Source organism: Vibrio iocasae (assembly GCF_042245395.1).
Taxonomy (GTDB): Bacteria; Pseudomonadota; Gammaproteobacteria; order Enterobacterales; family Vibrionaceae; genus Vibrio; species Vibrio iocasae.
In genome coordinates this window covers 1,420,022-1,445,864 of the sequence record NZ_CP145311.1, presented here as the reverse complement: position 1 = coordinate 1,445,864, position 25,843 = coordinate 1,420,022, and the positions used below count along the sequence as shown (strand labels likewise).

22 protein-coding genes are annotated in these 25,843 nt (G+C 42.9%); 4 read left to right on the top strand and 18 right to left on the bottom strand.

Annotated features, from left to right (window positions below; genetic code table 11):
- Positions 1 to 25: 25 nt before the first annotated feature.
- On the bottom strand, positions 26 to 916 hold the full coding sequence (locus SNR28_RS16440; RefSeq protein WP_375753748.1) for a PEP-CTERM sorting domain-containing protein: 891 nt from the start codon (positions 914 to 916) through the stop codon (positions 26 to 28).
- Between the two features lie 443 nt (positions 917 to 1,359).
- Positions 1,360 to 1,614 carry a DUF1289 domain-containing protein gene (locus SNR28_RS16435; protein WP_375753747.1) on the bottom strand — a complete coding sequence of 85 codons (255 nt, stop codon included), beginning with the start codon at positions 1,612 to 1,614 and terminating at the stop codon, positions 1,360 to 1,362.
- Between the two features lie 178 nt (positions 1,615 to 1,792).
- Here SNR28_RS16435 and SNR28_RS16430 point away from each other — a divergent pair, with 178 nt between their 5' ends.
- Both SNR28_RS16430 and SNR28_RS16425 read left to right on the top strand, forming a co-directional pair.
- Positions 1,793 to 2,221: an META domain-containing protein gene (locus tag SNR28_RS16430; RefSeq protein ID WP_375753746.1), complete on the top strand. Its 429-nt coding sequence runs from the start codon at positions 1,793 to 1,795 to the stop codon at positions 2,219 to 2,221.
- A gap of 155 nt (positions 2,222 to 2,376) precedes the next feature.
- On the top strand, positions 2,377 to 3,288 hold the full coding sequence (locus SNR28_RS16425; RefSeq protein WP_375753745.1) for a LysR substrate-binding domain-containing protein: 912 nt from the start codon (positions 2,377 to 2,379) through the stop codon (positions 3,286 to 3,288).
- A gap of 33 nt (positions 3,289 to 3,321) precedes the next feature.
- On the opposite strand, the gene SNR28_RS16420 is transcribed toward SNR28_RS16425, so the two are convergent.
- The 5 genes from SNR28_RS16420 to SNR28_RS16400 form a co-directional block, all read right to left on the bottom strand.
- Complete coding sequence (locus SNR28_RS16420) at positions 3,322 to 4,038, bottom strand: substrate-binding periplasmic protein (RefSeq protein WP_375753744.1); 717 nt, start codon at positions 4,036 to 4,038, stop codon at positions 3,322 to 3,324.
- The gene (locus SNR28_RS16415; RefSeq protein ID WP_375753743.1) at positions 4,026 to 5,753 is read right to left on the bottom strand and encodes an ABC transporter substrate-binding protein; all 1,728 of its coding nucleotides are present in this window, start codon (positions 5,751 to 5,753) and stop codon (positions 4,026 to 4,028) included. The genes SNR28_RS16420 and SNR28_RS16415 overlap by 13 nt, the downstream gene beginning before the upstream one ends.
- 122 nt (positions 5,754 to 5,875) lie before the next feature.
- Positions 5,876 to 6,076, bottom strand: a complete 201-nt coding sequence (locus SNR28_RS16410; protein ID WP_375753742.1) for a DUF4250 domain-containing protein — start codon at positions 6,074 to 6,076, stop codon at positions 5,876 to 5,878.
- An 81-nt stretch (positions 6,077 to 6,157) separates the two neighbouring features.
- Entirely contained in the window at positions 6,158 to 6,805 is a 648-nt protein-coding gene (locus SNR28_RS16405) for a hypothetical protein (RefSeq protein ID WP_375753741.1), read from the bottom strand.
- A gap of 174 nt (positions 6,806 to 6,979) precedes the next feature.
- Positions 6,980 to 7,288: a hypothetical protein gene (locus tag SNR28_RS16400; RefSeq protein ID WP_375753740.1), complete on the bottom strand. Its 309-nt coding sequence runs from the start codon at positions 7,286 to 7,288 to the stop codon at positions 6,980 to 6,982.
- Positions 7,289 to 7,609: 321 nt separating this feature from the next.
- Between SNR28_RS16400 and SNR28_RS16395 the strand changes: the two genes are divergently transcribed.
- Together SNR28_RS16395 and SNR28_RS16390 are read left to right on the top strand one after the other, a co-directional pair.
- Positions 7,610 to 9,874, top strand: coding sequence for a YgiQ family radical SAM protein (locus SNR28_RS16395; protein WP_375753739.1), 2,265 nt, complete (start codon positions 7,610 to 7,612; stop codon positions 9,872 to 9,874).
- 404 nt (positions 9,875 to 10,278) lie between these two features.
- Positions 10,279 to 11,682, top strand: a complete 1,404-nt coding sequence (locus SNR28_RS16390) for a cytochrome c peroxidase (RefSeq protein WP_375753738.1) — start codon at positions 10,279 to 10,281, stop codon at positions 11,680 to 11,682.
- Positions 11,683 to 11,730: 48 nt separating this feature from the next.
- Here SNR28_RS16390 and SNR28_RS16385 read toward each other — a convergent pair whose 3' ends face one another.
- From SNR28_RS16385 to SNR28_RS16335, 11 genes are all read right to left on the bottom strand, one after another.
- A complete protein-coding gene (locus SNR28_RS16385) occupies positions 11,731 to 13,359 on the bottom strand; it encodes an EAL domain-containing protein (RefSeq protein ID WP_375753737.1) in 1,629 nt (542 codons plus the stop codon).
- Positions 13,356 to 14,426 (bottom strand): chemotaxis response regulator protein-glutamate methylesterase, encoded by a 1,071-nt coding sequence (locus SNR28_RS16380; RefSeq protein WP_375753736.1) that lies wholly within the window; start codon positions 14,424 to 14,426, stop codon positions 13,356 to 13,358. The genes SNR28_RS16385 and SNR28_RS16380 overlap by 4 nt, the downstream gene beginning before the upstream one ends.
- On the bottom strand, positions 14,426 to 15,226 hold the full coding sequence (locus SNR28_RS16375; RefSeq protein WP_375753735.1) for a CheR family methyltransferase: 801 nt from the start codon (positions 15,224 to 15,226) through the stop codon (positions 14,426 to 14,428). Before SNR28_RS16375 ends, SNR28_RS16380 begins: the two co-directional genes overlap by 1 nt.
- Before the next feature lie 4 nt (positions 15,227 to 15,230).
- Positions 15,231 to 15,785 (bottom strand): chemotaxis protein CheW, encoded by a 555-nt coding sequence (locus SNR28_RS16370; RefSeq protein WP_375753734.1) that lies wholly within the window; start codon positions 15,783 to 15,785, stop codon positions 15,231 to 15,233.
- The gene (locus SNR28_RS16365; protein ID WP_375753733.1) at positions 15,760 to 16,278 is read right to left on the bottom strand and encodes a chemotaxis protein CheW; all 519 of its coding nucleotides are present in this window, start codon (positions 16,276 to 16,278) and stop codon (positions 15,760 to 15,762) included. The genes SNR28_RS16370 and SNR28_RS16365 overlap by 26 nt, the downstream gene beginning before the upstream one ends.
- 15 nt (positions 16,279 to 16,293) lie before the next feature.
- Positions 16,294 to 18,285, bottom strand: a complete 1,992-nt coding sequence (locus SNR28_RS16360) for a methyl-accepting chemotaxis protein (protein ID WP_375753732.1) — start codon at positions 18,283 to 18,285, stop codon at positions 16,294 to 16,296.
- 11 nt (positions 18,286 to 18,296) lie between these two features.
- Positions 18,297 to 20,396: a chemotaxis protein CheA gene (locus tag SNR28_RS16355; RefSeq protein ID WP_375753731.1), complete on the bottom strand. Its 2,100-nt coding sequence runs from the start codon at positions 20,394 to 20,396 to the stop codon at positions 18,297 to 18,299.
- Positions 20,393 to 20,683, bottom strand: a complete 291-nt coding sequence (locus SNR28_RS16350; RefSeq protein ID WP_375753730.1) for a hypothetical protein — start codon at positions 20,681 to 20,683, stop codon at positions 20,393 to 20,395. Before SNR28_RS16350 ends, SNR28_RS16355 begins: the two co-directional genes overlap by 4 nt.
- A gap of 34 nt (positions 20,684 to 20,717) precedes the next feature.
- Positions 20,718 to 21,083, bottom strand: coding sequence for a response regulator (locus SNR28_RS16345; protein ID WP_375753729.1), 366 nt, complete (start codon positions 21,081 to 21,083; stop codon positions 20,718 to 20,720).
- Between the two features lie 219 nt (positions 21,084 to 21,302).
- Entirely contained in the window at positions 21,303 to 23,816 is a 2,514-nt protein-coding gene (locus SNR28_RS16340; protein ID WP_375753728.1) for a cache domain-containing protein, read from the bottom strand.
- A 97-nt stretch (positions 23,817 to 23,913) separates the two neighbouring features.
- On the bottom strand, positions 23,914 to 25,674 hold the full coding sequence (locus SNR28_RS16335; RefSeq protein WP_375753727.1) for a cache domain-containing protein: 1,761 nt from the start codon (positions 25,672 to 25,674) through the stop codon (positions 23,914 to 23,916).
- Between the last annotated feature and the right edge of the window lie 169 nt (positions 25,675 to 25,843).

Below are 25,843 nucleotides of genomic sequence, written 5' to 3'. Positions count from 1 at the left end.
GCTTTCTTAATTTAGTATGAATGATTTAACTATGCTTACGTCTGCGAATAGCCAACAGGAGCAATGCCGGAGACATAATCAACAAACCAGAAGGTTCTGGAACATCAACAGGATCGTCAGGCTTAGCTGCGATACTTATCATATAATCTTCAACTTCACCCTGATGCAAATAGCCATAAGGGTTCATAATCCAACCAGTGCTAGTGTGAGTCAATGAGTTTTCACAGGTTACACGTGCACGTAGCCAAGTATCCCCTACCACAGCATCTAATGGAATTTGCACATAGTTAGTGTAGAGTCTGAAATCATCGGAGCTATTACACCTTTGCGTATCGTTGTTCCAGGTTAAGCCCGCGAGACTACAATTATTTTGATCAGCAATATCAATATCGTCGTCATCTTGATATTTGTACCAGCGAAGGTTTGAAACCAGTTCGTTACTACCCTGTAAGTTGTCCCAACTATTATCTCCATTCCAGTCTAACCAGGCTGATAACTCATCAAATTTATGGTTTCCATCAACGGAACGGCTAAACATAAATTGAAACTGAACATAGTCACCCTGAGTAAGGCTTGCTGTGGTTCCAAAAGCACCAGAAAAGTTATTTGGATCGCTTGATGTACGCCACATCACACCATCGTCCGTACCGTCATCATGCCCAACAGTTCCTGTAGCGCTTTCGCTTTCCGCAGTCCAACTGCTTGGCGTTTGACCCGTGCTATAGCTAGAATCACCCAACCGGTTGTCTGGCCAGCCATCGCCCAAGCCTTGCCACCTATCGGTTTGGTGACAGGCAATACCATAATCCGTATCAGCATCACTGTAGTCTCGCGAACCTGTACAACTTCCAGCTAACACACTGTTAGCAAACAAAGCCGCAAGGGTAACTCCAATCCAAATCGTCTTTTTCATCATTCTTATCTCAAATGCTGTCCATGCTCACGGGACAAACTAAAGCATTGTTCACAAATATCACTTTTTGCAAATGAACGATAAACTTTAGAGCCATTTTTCATCCTAATAGGAATAACTTGCAAGAATCGAGCCTTTAATATCTTCGAACATCTATCTCATTGAATAATTTAAATATAATTAAAGAAGTTTTCTCAAAGAAAGATAATAATTAAGTTGCAGTTTTAAACCTTGTAAAAAATACTGACAGTAATGATGGACTCAATCTCACACATTGCATATTGATGCAAGAATAATCCTTCTAAATCAATACATTATTAATATATTTTTGTGTAAATAAAACTGACAACCTGGCGGTTCAAGCTCATACAATTTAAGGGGTTTTCAGGTCAAAATTTAGTGGCCTGGTACTTTTAAACTAATATCCAAAAGATTCTTTACCAATCTCACTCAAATAAATCCGATTGTGGACTGTCTGGATGGGTATCCGGAGAAGGTTTTCCGCTGTTACCTTTCTGCATCTTTCGTCGATATCTCTGCCTGCAAAGTTTTATCACATGCTTTTGCTGAGCCGGAGTCATGGTTAACCAGTTAAAGCGCTCTTCTCTTTTGCGCATACACCCCTTGCAATAGCCTTTATCATCAAGGCTGCAAACTCCGATACATGGGCTGGGAACATTAAAGAATTCTAATTGCTCCAAAAAACCGTCCTCTCGGTTATTCATTTCAAATCAGTTATTAAACTAATAGTAGTTCACAACATCAGATTAAACACAAATATCTCATTACACTCACTTTTCTCTGACATAAACACGACCAATTAACCTATACTGGTAACATCATATTCGCCAATGTTGGAGCAATAAAAGAATGCAACATATGAAAAAACTACTTGCCGTAGTTACGCTTCCCCTTCTTATGACAGCTTGCCAGAGTAATGGAAATAATACTGTGATTACCGAAGCCGATCTTCAACACCACAACTGGAATCTGGTACAAATTGACGGTAATGATCTGAAAACACAAGGTAACCTGGCCGCGGCTAATCTGGAAATTGGCGAGAAAATGACGACAAATGGTAATGCCGGTTGTAACAACTTCTTTGGCCAGGGTGAATTGGTTGATAATCAATTCAGAATCAAGCAAATGGGTATGACTCAGAAGATGTGTATGGAAGATTCCATGGAAATTGAGAAAACATTCTCAATGGTTCTGAGCGATTGGAGTGATATGTCTTTAACCAAGGATACACTAGAACTCAAGAACGAAAATCACACATTAACGTTCAAGTTATCTGACTGGAAATAACCCTCCACTAAACTAAAAATCGGAAACAGGCGCTCACTTTTTATCGATATAAAGGTGAGCGCCTTTTTTTATTTGTTTTCAACATTTACAACAGCGGTAACATTGGCTAGTTTGTGAATAATTGTAATGGATTATAATTTTCATGAAGTCAGCTAATGATAGAACTTAAACACCTAAGAACCATCGCATCTCTAAGAGAAACCGGATCGTTAACTGCGACTGCGACATCGCTTCATTTAACTCAGTCAGCACTTTCCCACCAGCTAAAAGAGCTGGAACAAAGGATTGGTGGACAACTGTTTCTGAGGAAAACCCGCCCTGTAAAGTTTACCGCGCAGGGTGAAATACTGCTGAAGCTCGCTGACGAAATACTCCCAAAAATAGCCATAGCGGAAGGTAAGTTGGTTAATGTGAAGGAAGATGCCAATGGTCGGTTACATATGGCGATCGACTGCCATTCTTGCTATCAATGGTTAATGCCTGCGCTCAAAGAGTATCAATTGAGTTGGCCAAGTGTCACATTGGACTTTTCTTCAGGGTTCGGTTTTGAGCCTATTCCTGCTCTGCAAGCAGGAGAATTGGACCTGGTGATTACGTCCGACATTGTTCCTCGGTCTGATATCCATTACGAACCTCTGTTTGACTTCGAAATGCGGCTCATCACATCGACAACTCATGAGCTGGCGGACAGAGATATCATCACACCAGACGATCTTGCCACGCAAACCATGCTCTCTTATCCGGTGAAGAAAAATCGGTTGGATGTCTATAACCACTTTCTGCAGCCATCGGGGATCGAACCCGAACGGTGGAAACAGGCGGACAATACCTTAATGTTGGTGCAAATGGTTTCCGCTGGGTTAGGCGTATCTGCCCTTCCAAACTGGGCGATCAATGAGTTCTCACGACAAGGTTTAATCACGAGCAAACCGCTGGGTACTGGATTATGGCGAAGGCTGTTTGCTGCAACAAGAAGTGCTGAATCTGATAAGAGATATCTGCAAGCATTTTTCAGCACCGCGAAACATCAGTCTAAACATCATCTTGATGGAATAAAAACGTTGTAACATAACTGAACAGTAGCAACAGCTAGCCTTCTGTTACTGGTTTATCAGATGAGTTTTCAAAATATTCTGGGCTGCTCCGTTTTGATACATTGCACTCAGGGTTTCTGACAAACTATTGTAAGTTTCATCAGGCATATCTAAGTTACAGGCCATAAAATTAATGGCTGTAAAGAACGTTAAACTCGGCTCCAAACGTTCTATTTTATACTTCTTTGCTAATGCCGCAGCCGTATGTGTGTCAGAAACCCAAAGCTTTACTCTGTTATGAATTAACATCTGAAGTCCATGCTCGATTTTTTTGGTTTCAAACACATCAAACCCATTAACCTTTAAGTACTCCACAATGCCTGTTCCAGCAAAGCCAGATATTGGATACTGCTTTGCCTGCTCAAGTGTTAGCAAGTCTATCTTGTTTTCTGGTGAACTAAATAAAGCAAAGCGGTTTATAGCGACAGGGCCAATCCATCTGTAACTCGCTTCGCGACTTTGATTACGCTCTACTGGGAAAGCACACGTATTTTTATTTCTTTCCGTACTGTATAGAGCTCTTCGCAGTGGCTGATAGCTATAAGACAATGGAATTTCTGCCGCCACAAACAACTGATCAACCAGCTCATAAGATAACCCTGATACCGGCTGGTTATTTTTCATCACAACGAGCGGTGGATAGTCGTAAACAAAAACATTGACCTCAGCGAAGCTGATCCGAGAGAAAAGAAGAACGACCATAAGGAGCGCTATTTTTGCCATACTTCAAGCGCCTCTTTATAAGTTAAAGTTACCGCACTTTCCTCAGCCAGACGTGCCGCCCAGGGCGAGCTCTCATCCGACAGGTGTCGATAAGTATTATCCTTCTCACCGATTTTAGGGCTGCATTCAATATCACTGTTTTTCGCTAATACAAACATTCGGCGATCCATTTCGTTCGCCAACGCTTCCATGCTTTGACTGACAGTTTTATCTTTACTCACTGCCGGACCGATATACTGCCACCATGCGCTCGAAAGAGCGGCGTAATCCGGAACACTTAACCCAGTTGGAGTCCAGTGGTTTCTGGCTTCACTCTGATAAAACTCCAATAAACCTCCCCACTTTTCCTTGTTGTCGTTTAGATAGGCCGACTGCAAATCGCTCTGCCGAATTGGTGTGACCCCAGCGAGAAACTTCTGCATCGAAACACTTTTAGACACGACAAATTGAGCATAAAGCCATGCAGCCGCCGCTCTGTTATCCGGAGTGGAGTTTAATATCGTCCAGCCACTAATATCCTGATAGCCAGACTTCATCCCCTCTTTCCAATAACGTCCTCTGGGAGACGGAGCCACACGCCAAAGTGGCAAGCCATTACCGTCCGTTAGTTTGTTCGTGTACATAGAAGGAATAAACGCGGTGTACCAAAAGACTTGCTGTGCAACATTACCCTTTGCTAAATAATCGGACGCGGTAGAAAAAGTAAGATCCTTCGCTTCTGGTGGAGCAAAGTCGTGGAGCCAGTTTACATACTTCTCTACAGCGTAAATGGCTGCGGGGCTATCCAGTGCCCCTCCCCGCTTTACTGAAGATCCGACCGGATGACAGTTTTTGACTCGAATTCCCCAATCTCCAACCAAATCCTGCGAACGATAAGGTGTATTCAAGTCTGGGATATCATTAACGCCCGCCAGGCTAAGCCAGGAATCTGAAATCCGCCAGCCCAACGAAGGTTCATACTTGCCATAATCCATATGACCCCACACTCTTTTTCCATCTATCTCTTTGACAAAGTGTGTAAAGAACTCCGCGATATCTTCGTACGCTGCCCAATTCTGTGGAACGCCAAGTTCGTAACCATAGAGATCACGAAACTTGATCTGAAGATCATTTCGGCTAAACCAGTCGTGACGATACCAATAGAGGTTAGCAAACTGTTGAGTAGGGAGTTGATAGAGAGAACCATCCATACCCGTCGCGAAATCAATACCAATAAAGTCCTCAATGTCCAGTGTCGGCAAAGTGATAGCCTGCCAGTCGCCCTCCATTAAGGAAGACAAAGATCTGGCCTTTTTAAACCGTGAATGTGTTCCGATGAAATCAACATCGTTGACGTAAGCATCGTAAATGTTGATGTCCGTCTCCATCTGCACACTCATTTTTTTTACAACATCATCCTCCTGAGTGATTTCATGTATCACTTTAATCCCCGTTATTTGACTAAAGGCTTTTGCAAGAACGTTCGACTCATATCGGTGTGTAGGTATGTCTTCAGAAACAACATGTATCGTCATTCCCTTGTATGGTTTTGATGCTCGCGCGAACCAAAGCAACTCATGATATTGCTGCTCTGTAGAAAGCGTTGATTGCTTTAGCTCGTTCTTTATCAGGAACTCAATTGTTTGTCTGACGTCTGCGTTCAGCTCACTTGCAGAAACACTTTCAGCCAAACAAACAAATGTCAGTAACCACTTAAAAACTGAGCGTAAACGCATCAATTCCCCTTAAGTAATACGGAGTTAGAATAATCGAGTTGTTATTGTTCAAAGTATAGGATACTTCTGGAAAAACGAAGGAAAGAGACTCTCCGCTTCGAAAGAGCGGAGAGTTGTTATTTTTAGCGGTCGTAAGATTTAAATTGATTAGTTAACGGATCGTATTGATATCCTAATCCGTCCAGTTTACAGATAAGGTTTTCAACATCCATTTCATACATGCTGACTAAATCTTCAAAACTGTTGCACTCGTGGCGTAATTTTTCGTTCACTATCCCTAAAAGGATAGAACTGTCCAGGTTGGTTACATCGCTTAAATCCATAGCAAAGGCTCCTCTTGCGACCAAAACTCATCTATAAGCGTAGTCAGGATTTAGCAAGAAAATAGTGACCTTTACGACGATTTAAAGCAAAAACAAAGGTTGTACCCCTATGCATGCGAGCACCATCAGCACCCCGGCAATAGAGAGCTGAAGCTTTCCCGCTACCGATGATTTTATCAAATGCCAGCACCAGATAACCGTTCCTGCAATCATCAGGGCAATACCAGCAAACAACTGGGTAGCCATAGATTGCAAAGCCACTTCCTCTAAATGAAAGCTTTGTAGCGCAACCATAATGACCAGCATTATCACGCCGACCACACCAGATATAGGCAGTATCTTTTGAAATGCATCGAGTCGGGAACGCGCAATTTTAAGGTTAAGCTGCGCAAACAGTGCACCAAGCACAACTACCAACAACAGGCCCGCTGCTTGTGCAGACAGATAGCTCAGCCCCACTATTTTGTGACCAACGAACGCTGCGGCTAACAGGTTGCCCAAATGGAGAGCCCACAATGGTCCTTTCTCGCGCGTTTTTTTTGTCTGTACCTGAGAATAGAAATAAAATATCGGAGCGGCAACCACCATCGCAGCAACACCCAAAGTTGCACTCGCCAACCATAAAACACCCAACGCAGGAAACAGTTTGTGAACACGCCCCCTTTGTCCGGGACAAATTTCACCCTTGATAAGAACCAGAGTCAGGATAAGTTGTGTTCCCAACAACATAGGTGGGACCAAGGATAAGAAGTTGTTCAGCATGCTAAAACTTAAGGCTCAGAGAAAACGACGGCAGATAATAACATACTTTTAAAAGAGAAAGCTCCCAGGCACTTCCTGAGAGCTTGAAAGAGATGGATAAGCGCGCGGTTCTGTACAACGTCAGAACGACAATAGAGTCGCTTAAAAATTCATCAACTCTTCCCCACTCGGAGGCAGGTATTGAAAGTCAGCATCTTGACTCGGGGAAAATTTTATTAGCTCAGGCCCAAGCAGAACTAAAACATCTCGATATGAGAGAACACGACACTCATGAAGAGTCCAACCAAACTTCTTAACAAGGTATAGGTTGATCGCCTCTCTGCCCCGAACTGAATAACCTTCTAGCTCTGAGAGGTGGTTGCCATAGCAGTCAATTTTATAACAGTTCAATGCATGGCTTAGGTGCGCAGACAATATATGAGCGTGTTCTTCACGGGTGATTCTTTGCATTCCATGTTCCTCTTTTTGATTAGGCACTTATGAGAATAGACGTGATTAACAACACGCACAAATAAATGAAGATCGTAAAACTGACTTTCCTCAAAGACTTAAAGAAACGGATGATAGTTTATCGCAAACGAGTTTGGCCTTACCGCATTATTTCCTGCAACAGAAGTTAACGTTCATCAAAGAGAACATGGTAAACTCTCGCCCTATTTTATTCGGACTGGGTAAGCAATCATACCCAAGGCCAATCGGACATGCTTAATAAGAAGTACAACAAAAATGTCCCGCATATGCCCCGAAGCAATGTTGAACACAGTTAATCATATGAATGTAGAAAAGATTTTCGAACACAAAAAATACTGGGCAGAATGTTTTGGCACTGCGAAATTCCTGCCAACCAGTCGTAAAGAGATGAATGCGCTGGGCTGGGACAGTTGTGACATTATTATCGTCACCGGAGACGCCTATGTTGACCATCCAAGCTTTGGTATGGCTATTATCGGTCGCTTACTTGAAGCTCAGGGCTTTCGTGTAGGTATCATTGCTCAGCCTGAGTGGAATAATAAAGACGCTTTTATGAAGCTCGGTAAACCGAACCTGTTTTTCGGTATTACTGCGGGTAACATGGACTCGATGATCAACCGATATACTGCGGATAGAAAGCTTCGCCATGACGATGCTTACACTCCGAACAATGAAGGCGGAAAACGACCGGACCGGGCCACACTGGTTTACTCTCAACGCTGTCGCGAAGCTTATAAAGAGACACCTATCATTCTGGGTGGTATCGAATCCAGCCTACGAAGATTGGCTCACTATGATTACTGGTCAGACAAAGTTCGCCGTTCTGTTCTATTCGACGCCAAAGCAGACATATTGCTATTTGGAAACGCAGAACGTGCTTTAGTTGAAGTTGCTCATAGATTGGCAGATGGTGAATCTATCGCCGATATGAAAAACATTCGAGGTACCGCAATCAATCTGGCAGAAGCTCCGGAAGACTTCAAAATCGTAGACTCATCGCGAATTGAAAAGCCGGGCAAAGCCTTCGTACCGGTAAATCCGTATCAGACAGAACCTGAGTGCGATAGTAAAAAAGAGGAAGCGAAGCCTATTATTGTGCGTCCATCGAGACACGATGCCGCTCGTTCAGCAGTCAGGTTACCTCCATTCGAGAAACTGAATAACGACAGAATTCTCTATGCGCATGCAGCTCGCGTTATGCACCTGGAAACCAACCCCTACTCTGGTCGTGCTCTGATCCAAAAACACGGTAACCGTGAACTGTGGGTAAATCAGGCTCCAATTCCTCTGACAACGGAAGAGATGGATTACGTATTTGGCCTGCCATATGCACGTGTGCCCCATCCTATGTATGGTAAAGCCAAAATTCCTGCTTACGACATGATCAAAACGTCGATCAATATTATGCGTGGGTGCTTTGGTGGTTGCTCATTCTGTTCGATCACTGAGCATGAAGGCAGAATTATTCAAAACCGCTCCCAAGAGTCGATTCTTAATGAACTGGAAGATATCCGGGATAAAGTCCCTGGTTTCACTGGCACTATCTCCGATCTCGGAGGACCAACAGCGAACATGTATCGTCTGGGATGTTCCGATCCAAAAGCAGAACGCAACTGTCGTCATCCATCTTGTATTTTCCCGGGTATTTGTAACAAGCTGAATACCGACCACAAACATACCATCGATCTCTATCGTGCTGCGCGAAAAGTACCTGGTATTAAAAAGATCATGATTGCATCAGGGGTTCGATATGATTTAGCCGTTGAATCACCGGAATATGTCAGAGAACTGGTTACTCATCATGTTGGCGGGTATTTGAAGATAGCCCCGGAACACACAGAAAAAGGGCCTCTGGACAAAATGATGAAACCGGGTATGGACACTTATGATCGGTTTAAGGAGATGTTCCAGAAATACAGCCAGGAAGCAGGTAAAAAGCAGTATTTAATCCCTTACTTTATTTCAGCTCATCCGGGTGCAGAAGACGAAGATATGCTGAATCTGGCCCTATGGCTGAAAGCAAACAACTTTGAGTGTGATCAGGTACAGAACTTCTACCCGAGCCCAATGTGTAACGCGACAGCGATGTACTACTCTGAAACTAACCCGCTGAAACGTGTTAAGTACAAGAAAAGAGAAGAAGTGCCTGTGGCTAAAGGAGAACGTCAACGTCGCCTTCATAAAGCCTTGCTGCGTTACCATGATCCTGCAAACTGGCCTCTTATCAGGGAAGCACTGATTAACATGGGGAAAAAATACCTGATCGGTGATAAACCAGGGTGCCTGATACCAGAGGAAGATAAAGAATCAAAAACTCCAGCCCAGAGAAGAAAGTCAGGAAGGCATGGAGCGAATCGATTTGCTACCAAGCACACGAAAGAACAGTTTTCTCATGGAACACCTAAGCCAAAAGGCAAGAGCGGTGGCACTGGTAACAAAAGCAGAAGTAGTAGCTCTGGGAATAAATCAACAGGGAATAATAATCCCAGTAATAAGCCTTCGGCAAATCGTCAGAGAAAAGGTTCAAATAATAAACAGGGCTCCAAATCTCGCCATCAAAAATAACAGAGGCGTTGGTCATAAAAAGGTTTAACCGTTTGTAAAAAACGCCTTGCCTGATAAATACATAAGGAAGCTATTATTTTGAATAGCTTCCTTTTTTGTATATGAAGGTTATTAAGCTCACTCAATAACCTTGAAAACATTGATCAAGCCAATCCATTTTTACCGCCGATAACACAATTATCCAATTAATGTAACCTGTTGATTTTAATCAACTATTTGCCAGATAAAATCGTACTAAATTTACCCAACAAAACCAACCGGACAATCTAAATATTTGTTTTTATTAAAAATAAATTCGTGTCCGAACAAGTATTTCAAAATATCGATTAAATTCATTCCTTTTTTTCATTATGTTATTTATTGCATATCAAATATCTTCCCCACAATTTTTCTGGGGGTAATCAATGAAGATAAAACAAACAATAATTGGTACAGCAGCAATTGGCTTTTTTGCCTATTTAGTCAGTGTATATATAGTTAAATTTCAGGACACAAGTGCGGCTAATGATCGCCTTGAAAACTTTACTTTAAACGATAAGTCCTCACTAGATTTTCAGGCGATGAAAGTTCTTGCAAAGAATGGTTGTGGTTACTGCCATACAAACGATGCGCCACTGCCATTCTATGCGTCGTTGCCTGTTGCAAAAGATATGATTCAAAAAGACGTGCAAAAGGGCCTGGCACATTTTGACTTGTCTTCTGTATACCACAGCGTCGAAAACTTTGAGTCTGTATCGGGTACTGCATTAAACAAACTAGAGCGAGTTGTACACGAAGGTTCAATGCCTATGACTAACTTTCGTATGATGCACTGGGCTTCTGGCCTGTCAGATGACGAAGAGCAAGTTCTACTAGACTGGATTAAAGAGAAGCGCTTAAAGCAAAACTACGGCTCTCCGGTGAATGAAGAGAGAAAACTCGCTTCAGTTCAGCCTATCCACACCTATTTTTCTGTCGATGAAAACAAGGCGAAATTGGGTGAGCAATTGTTCCATGATACGCGCTTATCAGGTGACAATACCGTTTCTTGTGCATCTTGTCATAGCCTGAGCACAGGTGGTGTAGATCGGTTAAAAACATCCGTTGGTATCCATAAACAAGTCGGTGGTATCAACGCACCAACGGTTTATAACGCAGCCTTTAACAAATTACAGTTCTGGGATGGACGTGCTGCCGATCTACAAGAACAAGCAGGTGGCCCTCCGTTTAACCCTATAGAGATGGGCTCAAAAAATTGGGAACAAGTCATCGCTAAACTATTGGAAGATGAAGCGCTGGTTGCTCAATTCAATACCGCCTATGCAGGAGAAATCAGTGGTGAAACCATTACTGATGCTATTGCAGAATTTGAAAAAACACTGGTTACGCCAAACAGTCGATTCGACCAATACCTGAAGGGTGATGAATCTGCTATTTCCAAGGTTGAAAAAGAGGGCTACCAGTTATTTCAACAATACAACTGCGATAGCTGTCACTCTGGTCAAATCTTAGGCGGTGAATCGTTCGAAGTTATGGGTCTTAAGGCGGATTATTTTGGAGAGCGAGGTAACGTCACCAAAGAAGATCTTGGTCGTTACAATGTGACAGGAATAGAATCGGATAAGCATCGCTTTAAAGTACCAACACTGCGAAATGTAGCTCTGACCCAGCCATACTTCCACGACGGGCATGCAGAAACTCTAGAGCAAGCGATATCAGATATGGCGATATATCAGTCTGGCGTTGAGCTCACCGATCATGAGATAGATGCGATTAAGCAGTTCCTTGTTTCTCTGACGGGGGAATACAAAGGTAAAACGCTTCAATAATACTAAGCGGGCTCCATACAGGAGCCCGCTTTATTTATGCACCATGTTTTATGTCAGGTTCTGATCATGCAATAAATAATTCAAGAACTCATCAGGCATGAGCGGTTTACTATAATAGTACCCTTGGATGTATTGCACTCCTTTGGCTTTGGCGTACACCAACTGACTGTGTTCTTCAACGCCCTCCGCAACGATTGCTTTGCCCAGATTCTGAGACAAGGACACTAACGCATTAAACACCGTTTGCTTTCTTTTATTAGTAATAACACCAGATACAAACGAACGGTCGATTTTTATCTCATCAAAGCTGAGTCTACACAGGTAGCTCATACTCGAAAAACCGGTACCAAAATCATCAATTGAAACCTTAAAACCTCGAAGCTGAAGCTGCGACAACACCATGTTTACATATGTGAAGTTATCGACAAATGCCGACTCTGTTAGTTCGACTTTGATCTGTTCCGGCTGAATACCATAATCATCAATATATTGAGTTAGCTTCTCGACAAAATCGACGTCCAGAATTTCCACTACACTAATATTTATCGCAAATATATACCTCGCCACATCCGCACCAAGTCCGCGAAGTTTTTGGATTACATCTGCTATGGTCTTAAGACTTAACTTTGTAAGGGCGGTTATCTCACCCAGACGTTCAGCGATAGGAATAAACTCAACAGGTGAAACGGGTTCACCATTAAGCATCCAGCGCATCAGGCATTCACCACCAGCAACTTTGCCAGTTACCTCATCATGAATAGGTTGAATGCATACATGGAACTCTTTATCGATGAGGTCCGCTGCGATTGCATGACGAAAAGCATTTTCCAACTTATTCTGATACTCAACCTGAATAGCATACTCTTCCTGATACTCAACTAACCGGTTTCGGTTATCTAAAACATCAAAAATCGCAATTTCTGCTTTGTTCAAACTTTTTTCAAGCTCATCACCATCTCTTTCACAATAGTATCCCAGCGCTACATTGCTGTAGAAATGATGCTTATTGAACTCAAACGGCTCATTCAACTTGGCATATAACAACTCCAGGTCAAGGTCCTGACTATAGTCAACGAAGACATAAAAGCTATCAATAGAGTGTTTGGCACAAATGGCATAGCTCCACTCAAGCTGAACTCTCGCTAACATCTCCATATAAACGATATTGGCTACTGCAGTTCCCCATATCTCATTAATTCGTTGGTAATTACATATTCGAACACAGCAGACTATTCCGTTGAGATCCGCCTCTTTAATCTCCTTTAAAAAAGCCTCTCGATAAAGCAGACCTGTATGAGGGTCCCTCTCTGAAAGCTGCACATTTAAACGTCGGGTACCAATTAACTCATTAATATCCTCTAGATAAAGAATAAAGTTTTCACGATAAGGAATTAGCTTAACTCTATACCAGCTGATGGTTCTGCTTTCTGAAGTAATGCCAACTTCAAACAAGCCATACCCCGTCTCCGCTATAGCTTCCGTAAGTTGATCATAAAGACCAATGCTCTCGAAGCGTTCGTTAACAAACTCCAGATCCGGCATACAAAAAAGAGAGTGCCCAACATCTCCACCAAATATTGATTTTGCCTCCTCAGAAATACCCAAAATTTCACATTTTTCATCGATTAAGACGAACGCTACTTTCATTGCTGTAATTTGTGCACTTATGTTTTTCATCGAAACTCCAGATATTTCTGAATCTGATAAGGCAGGCTCGTCAACGAGTAAACCTTTTCAACTCCACCCTTTGCTATGGCCTCTTTCGGCATACCAAAAACCACACAACTGCTTTCACTCTCTGCAAATGTCATCGCCCCGGCTTGCCGCATTTCCAGCATTCCCAGCGCGCCATCGTCACCCATACCAGTTAATATCAAACCAATCGCATTTGGACCTGCATTTTGAGCCGCGCTCCTGAACAACACATCGACAGAAGGTTTATGCCTACTGACAAGAGGACCATCTTTGATATCAAGATAATATTCCTTACTATGCCTCTTTATTAGCATGTGCTTTCCACCAGGGGCGACATAAACAGTCCCTTGCTCCATTCTGGTCCCACTTTTCGCTTCCACCACTTTGTGTCGGGTACTCAAAGCCAAGCGCTGAGCAAAAGCACCTGTAAATGAAACGGGCATATGCTGGACAATAGCTATCGGAGGACTATTAGGTGGCATATTGGCCAGAAGATTGAATATCGCTTCGGTGCCCCCTGTTGAAGCTCCTATCACAATTATATGGTCAGTAACGACATTGACATCGCCCATCATCGGTTCCAAAACGGTATCAGGAGACATTTTTTTTCGATAGGACTTTTCTGCGAGATACTTTAGAGGCTTTACCTTAGCTCGCCCAGCCGCTTTTAACGCTTCGAGAATCTCTCTACCACCTTCTCCACTAAGGTAGCCCGACAAGTTAGATTTGGGTTTATTTACTACTTCTACCGCGCCAGATGAGAGAGCCTCTAAACTCAACGCAGCTCCCTTTTCCGTATGTGTTGAACAAATCACTACTGGCGTTGGCCTTTCACTCATGATTTGCTTAAGAAAAGTTATACCATCCATCTTTGGCATCTCTATATCCAACAAAATGACATCGGGCCACTTCGTCTTCATTTTTCGATAAGCGATAATCGGGTCAGGAGCGGAGCCAGATAGCATAACTTCACCGTCACGGCTGATAGCATTAGACATAAATTGTCGCATCACTGCAGAATCATCTATCACAAAGACTTTTATTTTCATTAAGTGACCTTCTTATAAACACAAGGTGCCACCATCTCCAAATCCGGCCTTTTGTTACGCAAAGCTTCCGAATGACCAAGAAAAAGCAACCCACCGTTCTTAAGGCGAGCAACAACGTTTTCTATAATTTGTTGCTGTTTAATATCATTAAAATAGATCAACACGTTCCTTAAAAAGACTATGTCGAACTTGGTCATTACTACTTTTAAATCTAGCAGGTTATCCACATAAAACTGGCAATATTTGCGAATTGACTTAGAGATAATGAACCCCCCACTATTTTCACCAACCCCTTTCAGGCAATAACTTATTCGATACGCTTTTGGAATTTTATTTGCTGTCGCAATAGCATAGTGCGCTTCTCTGGCCAATGAAATCGATGTTTCCGACACATCGGTACCGGTGAGTCCCCAGTTTCCAGCGCAAAGCAGGTCATCAAGAACCATCGCGAGGCTATACGCCTCTTCACCACTGGAACAAGCCGCACTCCAAGCTTTAATAGGAAAACGATGTTTACGGTTAGTCAAAAGGAGCTCGTGTAGCACGTCAAACTGCTCAGTTTCGCGAAAAAAATATGTCTCGTGAGTCGTTAACCTATCGACAAAAATAGATAACTCTGCCTCTCCCTCAACCGAACCTACGATAGTCAGGTATTCACGAAACGACCTGCAACCAAGCGTCCTGATTCTAGAAATCAGACGATTGAACGCCAAATCTCTTTTTCGGCTTGCTAATACAATACCCGTATTGCGTTCAAGCAGTTTGTTGATCCCCCTAAAATCTTCATCGGATAATCTCATCGCGTCACCGATTATAGTTGATGAAGTAGTGCTTCTGGCTCTCTTTGATAGTGTTATTTATCTCTCTTACATTTAAAAATGCTTTCATATCAAGCAGGGAGCACAAGCAATTGTCGAACTGGGTCATTTGCCATATAAACTGACGCGGTATATCGGTTCCAAAGGCAGGTGGTGTCGAAAGCTCGGAAAACGGAACAGACTCAATCGAACAAACGCGTCTAACTAAAACACCGAGCATCATAAACTCGCCTAAATGTTCCAGTTGTGTCTCGTAAAGAACAACGCAACTATAACGATCATGCTCTAAATCATTATTGAGTTTGAGTCTTTTGGCTGCGTTGATCACGGGAACAACACTTCCGCGTACATTAATCACTCCCTGAATGATACCTGCACACATTGGTACCGATGTAGTATTTGTATACTCGATAACCTCCCGGACCGAACTAACAGGAATACCGAATAGTTCACTACCGATATCTACAAGCAGAAATCGATTAAATCCCTGCTTAGTGACGAAATCTCTCTCACTCTCACTTCCGCTCTGAATCAGTCCCATTTGATTCCTCCACTGGTAAGTCCATGTCTCTTATTGTCAGCAGTTCATCAACTTGTAAAATGGATAACAGTTGGTTTTCCGTCTTCGCTAATCCCTTTATAAAGCGGTTTTCAAGTTGCCCTCCTAATGAAGGCACATCGTCAACTCGGTCCAAATCCAGCTCCAATACTTTTGTCACCAAGTCGACCAACAGCCCAATTACCAGACTCTCACCACTTCGTAAGACTTCTACTATGACAATGCAGGTTCTGTTGGATACCACACTCTGCTCTTCTCCAAACCGTAATGCGAGTGATAGCACTGGAATAACATTCCCCCGCAGATTGATAGCACCGACCACAAAAGCGGGAGCAGTTGGTATTGGGTCTACCTCCGTGTACTCCATCACCTCACGCACTATAGAAATGGGTAGAGAGAATGGCTTGCGACCAACCTCAAAGACCAGATACTTTTCTGTAGTGGCATCTTGTTCATTCTGCAGGTGTTCAGACATCACTGACTCCTCTGCTTATCGATCGAACGGAACATAACCATCTTCAGGTGCCGCCGTCACACTTACTGCAGTATCATCCATACCAGTGAAATAACGCGGTTTTATTCGTCGCCTGTCATTAGTTAGTTTGAAGAAATTGACCGTATTTCTTATTTCTATCGTTTGGTCCTGAACCATTTTTGCCGTAGAAGCGAGCTCTTCTGATGCAGATGCGTTCTGCTGGGCAATTTCGTCCAATTGACTTACGGTGCGGTTAATTTCCGCAACACTTGTACTCTGCTCTGTAGATGCTGCTGTGATCTCTTGAACAAGATCGGCCGTCTTCCCGATATTCGGAACCATTCTGTCCAGCATGTCTCCTGCATGTTGAGCTATTCGCACACTGCTATCCGCCAGGCTACCAATCTCCTGAGCCGCAAACTGACTGCGTTCAGCCAACTTTCGCACCTCATCAGCAACTACTGCAAAACCCTTCCCATGCTCGCCAGCTCTTGCTGCCTCTATCGCAGCATTCAACGCAAGCAAATTCGTTTTGTAAGCAATGTCTTCGATAATTCCAATCTTCTCTGCTATTTCCGACATAGCTGTGACCGTATCTTTTACTGCCTTACCACCATCATTAGCCTCAACGCTGGATTGAGTTGCAATGTCATTGGTCATTTTTGAGTTCTCGGTATTCATTGAGATAGATGAGCTCATTTGGTCCAGCGACGCACTGGTTTCTTCTACACTGGCAGCGAGCTGATTGGAGGTAGAACTGAGCATTCTGGACGTCACACTCACTTCATTTGTACTGTGCGAAATAGACTCAACCGACTCCTGAATATCCAGCAAGATATTTTGCAACCGTTCGATAAAGCCATTAAAACTACGGGCTGTTTCACCAATTTCATCGGAGCCAAAATCAGGAATGCGCCGTGTGAGGTCACCTTCGCCCGAGCGCAGATCTTCAGCGGCATCGGCCAGAGCATTGATAGGAACGACAATACCCCGTATCAAAAACAGTGCGATAGCGAACGCAAGAAAAATTGCAACGATGAGCATACCCCAAACTAACGAGATACTGTCGCTTGCTTCATTTATCAACGTGTTCAGTGACTGACGCCCCTGAGCAATGGCATCAGCACTTATCTTATCCAGTATTTCCTCTATTTTTTTGAATATATCGTGCTCCAGCTTATCAATCTCTATCGCAGCATGAATCTTGTCTCTGGGATTGTAGATTTCAAAGATCTCTTTGCCACCGTTGTAGATTTCAACATACATTCTCTCTACTTCACTTAGGTTTTTGATTTCTTCAGGCCTTCGCTCTATCGCTTTAATATCCGCTAAGAAACCAGCAAAAGTTCGGGCATCTTTTTCAAAAGCGTTGATGGCTCCTATCTCTCCCCGCATATAAGCGTTAAGGGAGGCCATCATGTCCCCTTCCTCATCAATAAGTTCGAGATAGTAACGAACGCCAGGCAGATCATCATTGACCACTTCATTGAAATCTCCGCTGGTTCCTGCATCTGCCACTTCTTCTGCTTTTAACGTATCTAGCAGTTGCTCCAGCGGTACCGCGAACTCATTGAGCAAATGATTATATTTATCGACGGCTATCTGCTCCCGCTCTGGATCGAAACTGTTGAATACAAGGTTTTGAGAGTCATTGTAGTAGCGAGTTGAAAGCTCTTCTATCTGCCTGATAATCACTGGGTCGAGACTTCCTAGCTGTTTCAATCGCTCAAAAAAGGTTACAAACTCTGTATAGTTCGCCCTAAAGTCATCCTTCTCATCCGATTCGCCAGTTATGAACTCCAACACATTGGAATTCATATCACCCAACTCATCTAACATACTCAATGAAAGAATTGCCTCTGGAATGTCCTCCTCTCCAACACCGACTGCATACTGCTCGATACTGCCATTTTTTACCTGTACAGATACCGCAATCATAAGTAGCAGCAACGCCATCATGCACATGGCGACAATGATCTTATTACGAATTGTTAAGCCTCTAAGCATCACTCTTCTCCCTATAAGTACTTGTCAGCTTCCGCTTTTTCATGGCCAGAGATTGCTGATTCAATCAGCGTTGACACGTCCAAAATGATTGCAACCGCACCACTTCCCAGAATCGTTGCCCCACTTATGCACCGAGCTCCCTCGAACAGACGTCCTAGTGGTTTTACAACGGTCTGAAACTCTCCTCGTAAAGCGTCGACCACCAATCCCGCCCTCAGATTACCAAACTGAACAATGAGCAGAGATTCGCTTTCATGCGAGGCCCTTTCATCGATACCAAACAGTGAACGAAGCCGAACAAAAGGCAAAACCTCCCCTCTCAGGCTTAAGCAGTTTTTGTCCCTCAGTCGTTCCGCATCAACCAACTCATGCAACTCCATACACTCCACTATCGTATCTAACGGAATAACGTAGTTAGCATCAAAAACTTCGAACATAAATCCATCAATTATCGACAAGGTTAGCGGTAACCGGATGAGTATTCTGGCACCTTTATCAACTTCACTATCTATCTCAACGGTTCCGCGCAGAGCATCAACATTTCTCTTCACCACATCCATTCCAACACCACGGCCAGATATGTTGGTGACCAGTTCAGAGGTTGAAAAGCCCGGCTCGAAAATCAACGAGAACAGCTCCTTATTGTTAACATGCGCTGTTTCCGCTATGAGTCCTTTATCGATGGCGATTTCACGAACTTTATTGATATCAATGCCTTTACCATCATCACGTATTTCAATCACGATAGAGCCCGACTCATGGTAGGCGCTCAAAACAATATTACCGACCTCATGTTTGCCTTTGTTGATACGAACTTCCGGCAGTTCGATACCATGATCGATAGAATTTCGAATAATGTGCGTCAAAGGGTCGCTAATTTTTTCAACAAAGGTTTTGTCCAACTCAGTATCACTACCCCTGATTTCCAGACGTACTTTTTTACCCATGTCCTCAGCAACGTCGCGTACGACACGCTTGAATTTGCTAAAGATTCCCCCGATTTGAACCATTCTCAATTTAAGTGAGCTATCCCGAACATTCTCTACGAGCCTTTCCAAATGCCCCATTGCTTCAATCAGCTGCTCGTTACCTGTTTCATGGGCCAGCAAGCTCGTTCTTGCTCCATTGATCACCATCTCCCCTACCTGATCGATTAAGCGATCCAACTTCTGAGCTTCGATTCTGAGTGTCTTATGTTGTTGTATGCTCCAATTTGTTGCCTCGATTGGCCCCATGATTGAGTCCAACTCAGTCTCAAGTGCTTCATCGCGCTCTTCTTTTGTCAACGTGCCAGTTTTAACAAGCACTTCTTCAAGCATGCTTGAATCGCTCGGTGATTGCTGAATACGACTAATGTATTCTGATACCACCAGCTCCGGAGGAATGAGGGTGATATCCGCATCCGTATGAATAAAGTCAAATACGTCCAGAATTTCTTCTTTACAACTGGACGTGAGAAAAGATATTTCGAATGAGAGATAACAAAGTTCAGGGTCAAACTCGTTCTCGAAAACAAGTGCACGTTCATCAGTTTCAAGAAGCTCTATCGTTCCAATTTTGGTGAGATAACGAATGAATGAAAGCGGGTCTAACCCATCGCGAAAAACATTTTTCTTTGGTTTAAAAGTGATGTGCCACAAACTCGTTTTAGAGCTACCTTGCCTGGGTTCAAGGTTAGATGCATCACTGCTCACTGGTTCAGCAGCGACTTCCGTCTGATAAGCCATAAACTGTTGCGTAACGTGTTCAATTCTGTCTGAGATAGCTTGTTCCGGCTTTTTCTCTTGCGCGGCAAGGAGAACCAACTCCTCTGCGAGATCGTGACTATGATAAAGAAGAGAGATTAGCTCGTTGTCTAATTGGATATCACCATTTCGAACCTGTTCCAATACTGTCTCGGTGATATGAGTGAGTTTTACAATCTCATCAAACCCAAAAATGCCAGCACTACCTTTGATAGTGTGGATTGCCCTGAAGATAGAGTTCACTATCTCGCTGTCAAACCCCGAACCAGATTCCTCTATGCTGAGCAGGCAGCTTTCCATCTCTTCCAGAAGCTCTTTAGATTCGTTAATGAAAACAGCCAATGCTTGCTCCATTCCAGGGATCATGCATCCTCCAGATGGATGTCATTTTTTAGAGAGTGACTCAGTAAACTCAGACTTTGGCTCAGCTCTTTACTAGAACTAACGATAGACCACCCCTTATTGGCCTTCTGACACTCAAGGCGAGACCAAAGAATTAGCTGAAGCCCTGCCCCATCAAGTTCTTCTACCTCGGTACCATGTAAGTGAAGTGCATCGGTTTGAGAAATAACCAACACAAGTTCGGAGTAGATTCCAGCGACCTCATAAATAGTCAACATTCGCGGTAGGACAAAATTAGCAATATGACTCATATGACACTCCAGAACGCGCAACCTACGAGTAAACTTATGTAATCAACTTAGAGACGGCTTGCAGAATCTGATCTGGTTTAAAAGGTTTTATCATCCAGGCCTTAGCTCCAGCTTTCTTCCCTTCATCCATTAGATTCTTTTGATTTTCAGTGGTGAGCATGATTATCGGTGTAAACTTGTAGATCGGTATCTGTTTAACGTTTTTGACAAAGTCAATGCCATTCATAATGGGCATATTTACGTCACTGATAATAAGGTGAATACGGCTCCCATTGAGTTTAGACAGGCCATCTTTCCCGTCCCTCGCTTCCAAGACCTTGTACCCGGCTTCTGAAAGCGCAATAGAAACGACCTCCCTTAATGAATCGGAATCATCAACAACTAATATGGTTTTTGTCATAACTTCTCCCTAAAACATAAAGTTTAAGCTCATCCATGCACTTAAACTCATAACCCATACTATTTAGCCTAGCAACAACCTTGATATTTACATCTTGATTCACTAATTAATTGTCGTTTTTTCTTATGTTGTTACATCAAAAAGCCCTTACTTAATAAAGTAAGGGCTATTGAATAATGATTTATCTATCAATTGAATCTATGTTACGTATTTTCAGACTCAGGCTAACTCCTGAAAGCCATCCCACTGACTAATTTTCTGTATGGGTAACGGCTTTTCGAAGTAGTATCCTTGCACATAGCCACAACCGTACGAAAGCAGGCTGCTAAACTGTTCTTTAGTTTCCACACCTTCCGCAACGACTCGCATACCACAAGACTCTCCAATAGCGATGATTGCTTTAACCAGGCTGGTGCTTTGCTCACTGACTAACAACTTGTCGACAAAAATCCTATCAATCTTAATCTCTGTTATCGGAAGGCTATTTAAGTAGCTTAGCGATGAGTAACCTGTGCCGAAATCATCCAGAGATATACCGAACCCCATGTCTCTCAAGTTGCTCAATATAGGAGTAACTTTATTCAAGTCATCGAGTAACACATTTTCGGTAATTTCAAGAATGATCCTGTTAACATCTATACCAACATCGCGAACGATTTCTGCCAGAAACTGTGGGAAGTCTGGATTGAGCAGTTGCTTAGGAGAAATGTTCACTGAAACTTTAAGCGCGTCAGCACCATTTCTGGAGAGCAGTGAAATGTCTTCACACGCTCTTCGGAATACGAATAAACCGATTTCATGAATCAAGCCCGTTTCTTCAGCAACCGCAATAAACTTAATCGGTGACACCATACCCAAGCGCATGTTGCTCCATCTAGCCAGCGCTTCGACACCAACCATCTTGCCCGTGGTTGCGTCTATCTGAGGCTGATAAAGCACCGATATCTCGTCTTTATAAATCGCTCTTCTCAGCTCTTCCTCAACGACGAAGTCGTATTGCACTTGTTCATTGATGCTGTCGTCATAGAACATCACATCGCCTTTGCGAATGGCTTTTGATTTATAAAGGACAATATCAGCTTTCCGAACCAACGAATCAGGGGAATCACTGTCATCCGGGTACATGCTCACCCCGATACTACAAGCTGTAGTCAGCACCTTGCCACCGATGACAAACTGGTCCTGAAATACCCCTTTAATATCCTGAACTTTTCTCTCTGCCGCAGTGATGTCATCCAGCCCAGGGAAACAGAAAATAAACTCATCACCACCAAAGCGCGAAACCGTGTCTCTGGCTCCTAAAATTGATTCAAACTTGCGGCTAATTATCTCCAATAACTTATCTCCAGAGGAGTGTCCGTAGAGATCATTCACCTTCTTGAAATCATCAAGATCGACAAACATAACTGCGAGTTGCTTGTCATTTTCTTTAGAATACTCAATACCCTGACTAATCACGTCAATCAGAAGAAGTCGGTTTGGTAAACCTGTTAACGCATCATGCTGCGCCATGTATTCCATCTGATCTCTCGTGCTTTCCAGTTCGCCAAAGTCTTCTTCAATACGTTCCTGGAACTTACTAAACCTTTGCGCGATTAAATTACCAGCGACCAGAGACACACCCATGATCATAAGCGTAAATACAAAACTGATGATTGAGATCTTTATAAACTCAGTCTTATTGCTGTTTTCCAGTTCTAACTGTTTTTGCGTTAAATACTGTTCAAACTCTTTGGTATAGAAGCCAGAACCTACATACCAACCCCAATCTTCAATCTCTTTTACATAACTAATTTTTGCGGCAACATCTTCTCCATCAAAAATCTCTCCGGGTTTATAAGAAGCGTTGTAATGAACAAAACCACCCCCATCGGCTGTAGCCTCGGCCATGGCATCAACGGTTATCTTTCCATCCACGGACTCTGATTTTTCCACGAACTTACCGATTCGGGCTTTACCATGAGAAGCAAGAATTTCACCCGATTTATCAATGATAAAAATGTAGCCAGAATCATCGTAACCATAGTCTGACGCCCAATTTAGAATCGATTTTTTGACGTCATTCTCTACATCAGCAACATATTCACCAGTCCCGATAAACCAGTCATATGGCGCAAAACGTTTACCGAATCCGATTTTCTCGAATTCTTCTTCAACAGGCTCTCCCGGTTTCTGATACCACCAGTGGTAAAACGCTTCTCCATCGAGCTCTTTTATCAAACGAATATGCTCTCTGAGGATAAAAGTGCCACGCATATCTTTAGCGTCCCATGCAGACTTGCCTTCTAGTTGAGTCTTGAGGCCATGCACAACGTTGATGCCATCCATCTGGAACACAAAAAAGTATCCACGCCCTTCGAAGAACCGGATCGGGCGAATCGCATCTGAAATGAGGCGCGTAATTTCCTGTTTAGATTTACCTTGATTCTGGTTGTAAATGTTGGTGGCTATTTCGTGGGCTTCATATACCCGACTTTGTGCTTGTTTCTTTAGATGTCCTACTACGCGGTTTTTCTCGAACTGGATCTGTTTGACACTTTGGCTAACGTGATGCTGTACTGTCTCCTGTTGCCTTTCTATTAACTCTTCTCTTAGTGATTCAATCGCATCCGTCGCCTTTTGCCTGTTATCTTGTAGAACCACAATATTAACGGCAATAGCAAAAACACCAATAATCAACACCGGTGCAAAGCGAATTAGATTTAATAACTTCCTGTCATTAATTTTTGCCATATATAGAACAACACCCCATTTCTATAGCTCTTCACTGAGTATAGAACATGGGGTGCATAAAACTGAATCTAACTTAATGTTTTTTATTAAAGAGTTATCAATGTTTTAACTCTTCAATAGAATCGGGTTCAAACTCTCGCTCAACCTGGGCAGCGAGTTCAGCATTGAAAAACTGAACGCCTCCCTTTGCGTTACTTTTCGCCTGATACAATGCGATGTCAGTATTGCTCACCAATTCTTCTGCCGTCAAACCATCTTCAGGATAATTTGCGATACCAATACTGCAGCTGATAGCAATGCTCTCATCATCAATAACAAAGTCGTCAGAGAACACCTTTTGAATGATTTCAATTTTGTCATTGAGCTCTTGTTTTTTTACCAGTCCGGGGAAACAGAATATAAACTGGTCGCTACCTAAGCGGGATACGTTTTCCTCAGGCTCCAGGATGGCTTCAAACCTACGGCTTAACATCGCAAGTAGCTTGTCTCCGTTTGCATGACCGTGTTGGTCGTTGATGCTCTTGAAGTCGTCCAGATCAACCTGAACAGTGGCTACAAAGCGACCAGATAATTCTGCATCCTGAATATGCTTCTTAACCAGGTGATTAAACTGAATTCTGTTTGGTAAAACCGTTAGTGAATCATAAAGCTCAATTTGCTGTAGCTTGTTCTTCTTGCTGTTCAACTCGTTAAAGTCATGGTTAATCTGCGCCTGAAATTTCCTGAAACGGGTCGATAATCGGCCACTCAGATAAGTAGCTAACGCAAACATGATCGATGCAATCAAGAAGCTGAATAACATCAGTTTCACTAACTCTGCATCATTTTGTTGTCGGATAGCGGCTTCGCGTTCGGAGATGTAATTTTCAATATCGGAAAGATAAATACCCGAGCCTATTGCCCATTGCCACTTATCAAACCAACGTACATAACTGGTTTTATCAGATCGCTCAACACCATCTGGTTTAAACGGAGACTGATAACTTACAAAGCCCCCACCCGCTTTGGCGGTATCGAGCAGATCTCTTATGTAAAAGTTCTTATTACTGTCGTGCAGATTGAAGCCCTGAAAATCAATCATGTCATCATCCTGATGAGCCCGAATCGTCGCACTGTTATCGATAACGAATACATAACCAGATGCACCATAGCGAATCTCAGAGATCCAGTTCAATAAACGTTGCTGAACTTCTTTCTCGAAATCCTCAACATACTCGCCTGTACCAATAAACCAGTTCAGTGGTTCAAAGTGCTTAACAAAGCCAATTTTTTCTAAATCACTGTCCAAGTCCTGGGGTTTAAAGAACCACCAGCGATGGAAGCCTTCGCCATGTGCTTCCACTTTCTCCAGCAACTCCTGAACAATATAGGAGCCTCTGCTGTCTTTCATATCCCAGCGAGATGTCCCCTCCATATGCTCAAGATGCGGCAGCAAAACGTTGGTACCATCCATTTCGTAGATAAAATAGTAGCCTCGGCCATCATTAAATCGTACTTCCCGTAAAACGTCCTTGATCAGTTTGATCACCTCGTCACGAGGTTTATCCATGTTGTTATTGTAGATGCTTGAGACAATGGCGTGCGCTTCATTTACCCGCTGCTTGATTTCGCTTTTTAGTGCCGCTTCGGTATGCGCTTTCTCGTATACCATTTGCTGGTAGACGCTATCGACTTCCTGTCTAACACGCTTCTTTTCTTGCTGAATAAAGTCGGAGCGCAGGGTTGCTAACCTATCTTCGGCTTCGATTCGGTTATCGTAAAAGATCAGGGCAATAATGACGAGTGTCGCGAGTCCAATGATGGCAACTGGAGTATATTTAATGAACGTGAGTAGCTTCTGATCAGAAATCTTTTCCATAAGATAAAGACAACACCTTTTGGATAATGTGTTTTTATTATTGACGTTTATATTCTAGACCATGCTGGTCATCTGAACATTTATGTATCTATAAACAAGAAGCTAAAAATTGAAGTAAAAACTTGCCAGTTACTCTCTTGTAATAAGAAACCTATCATTATTTTATTTC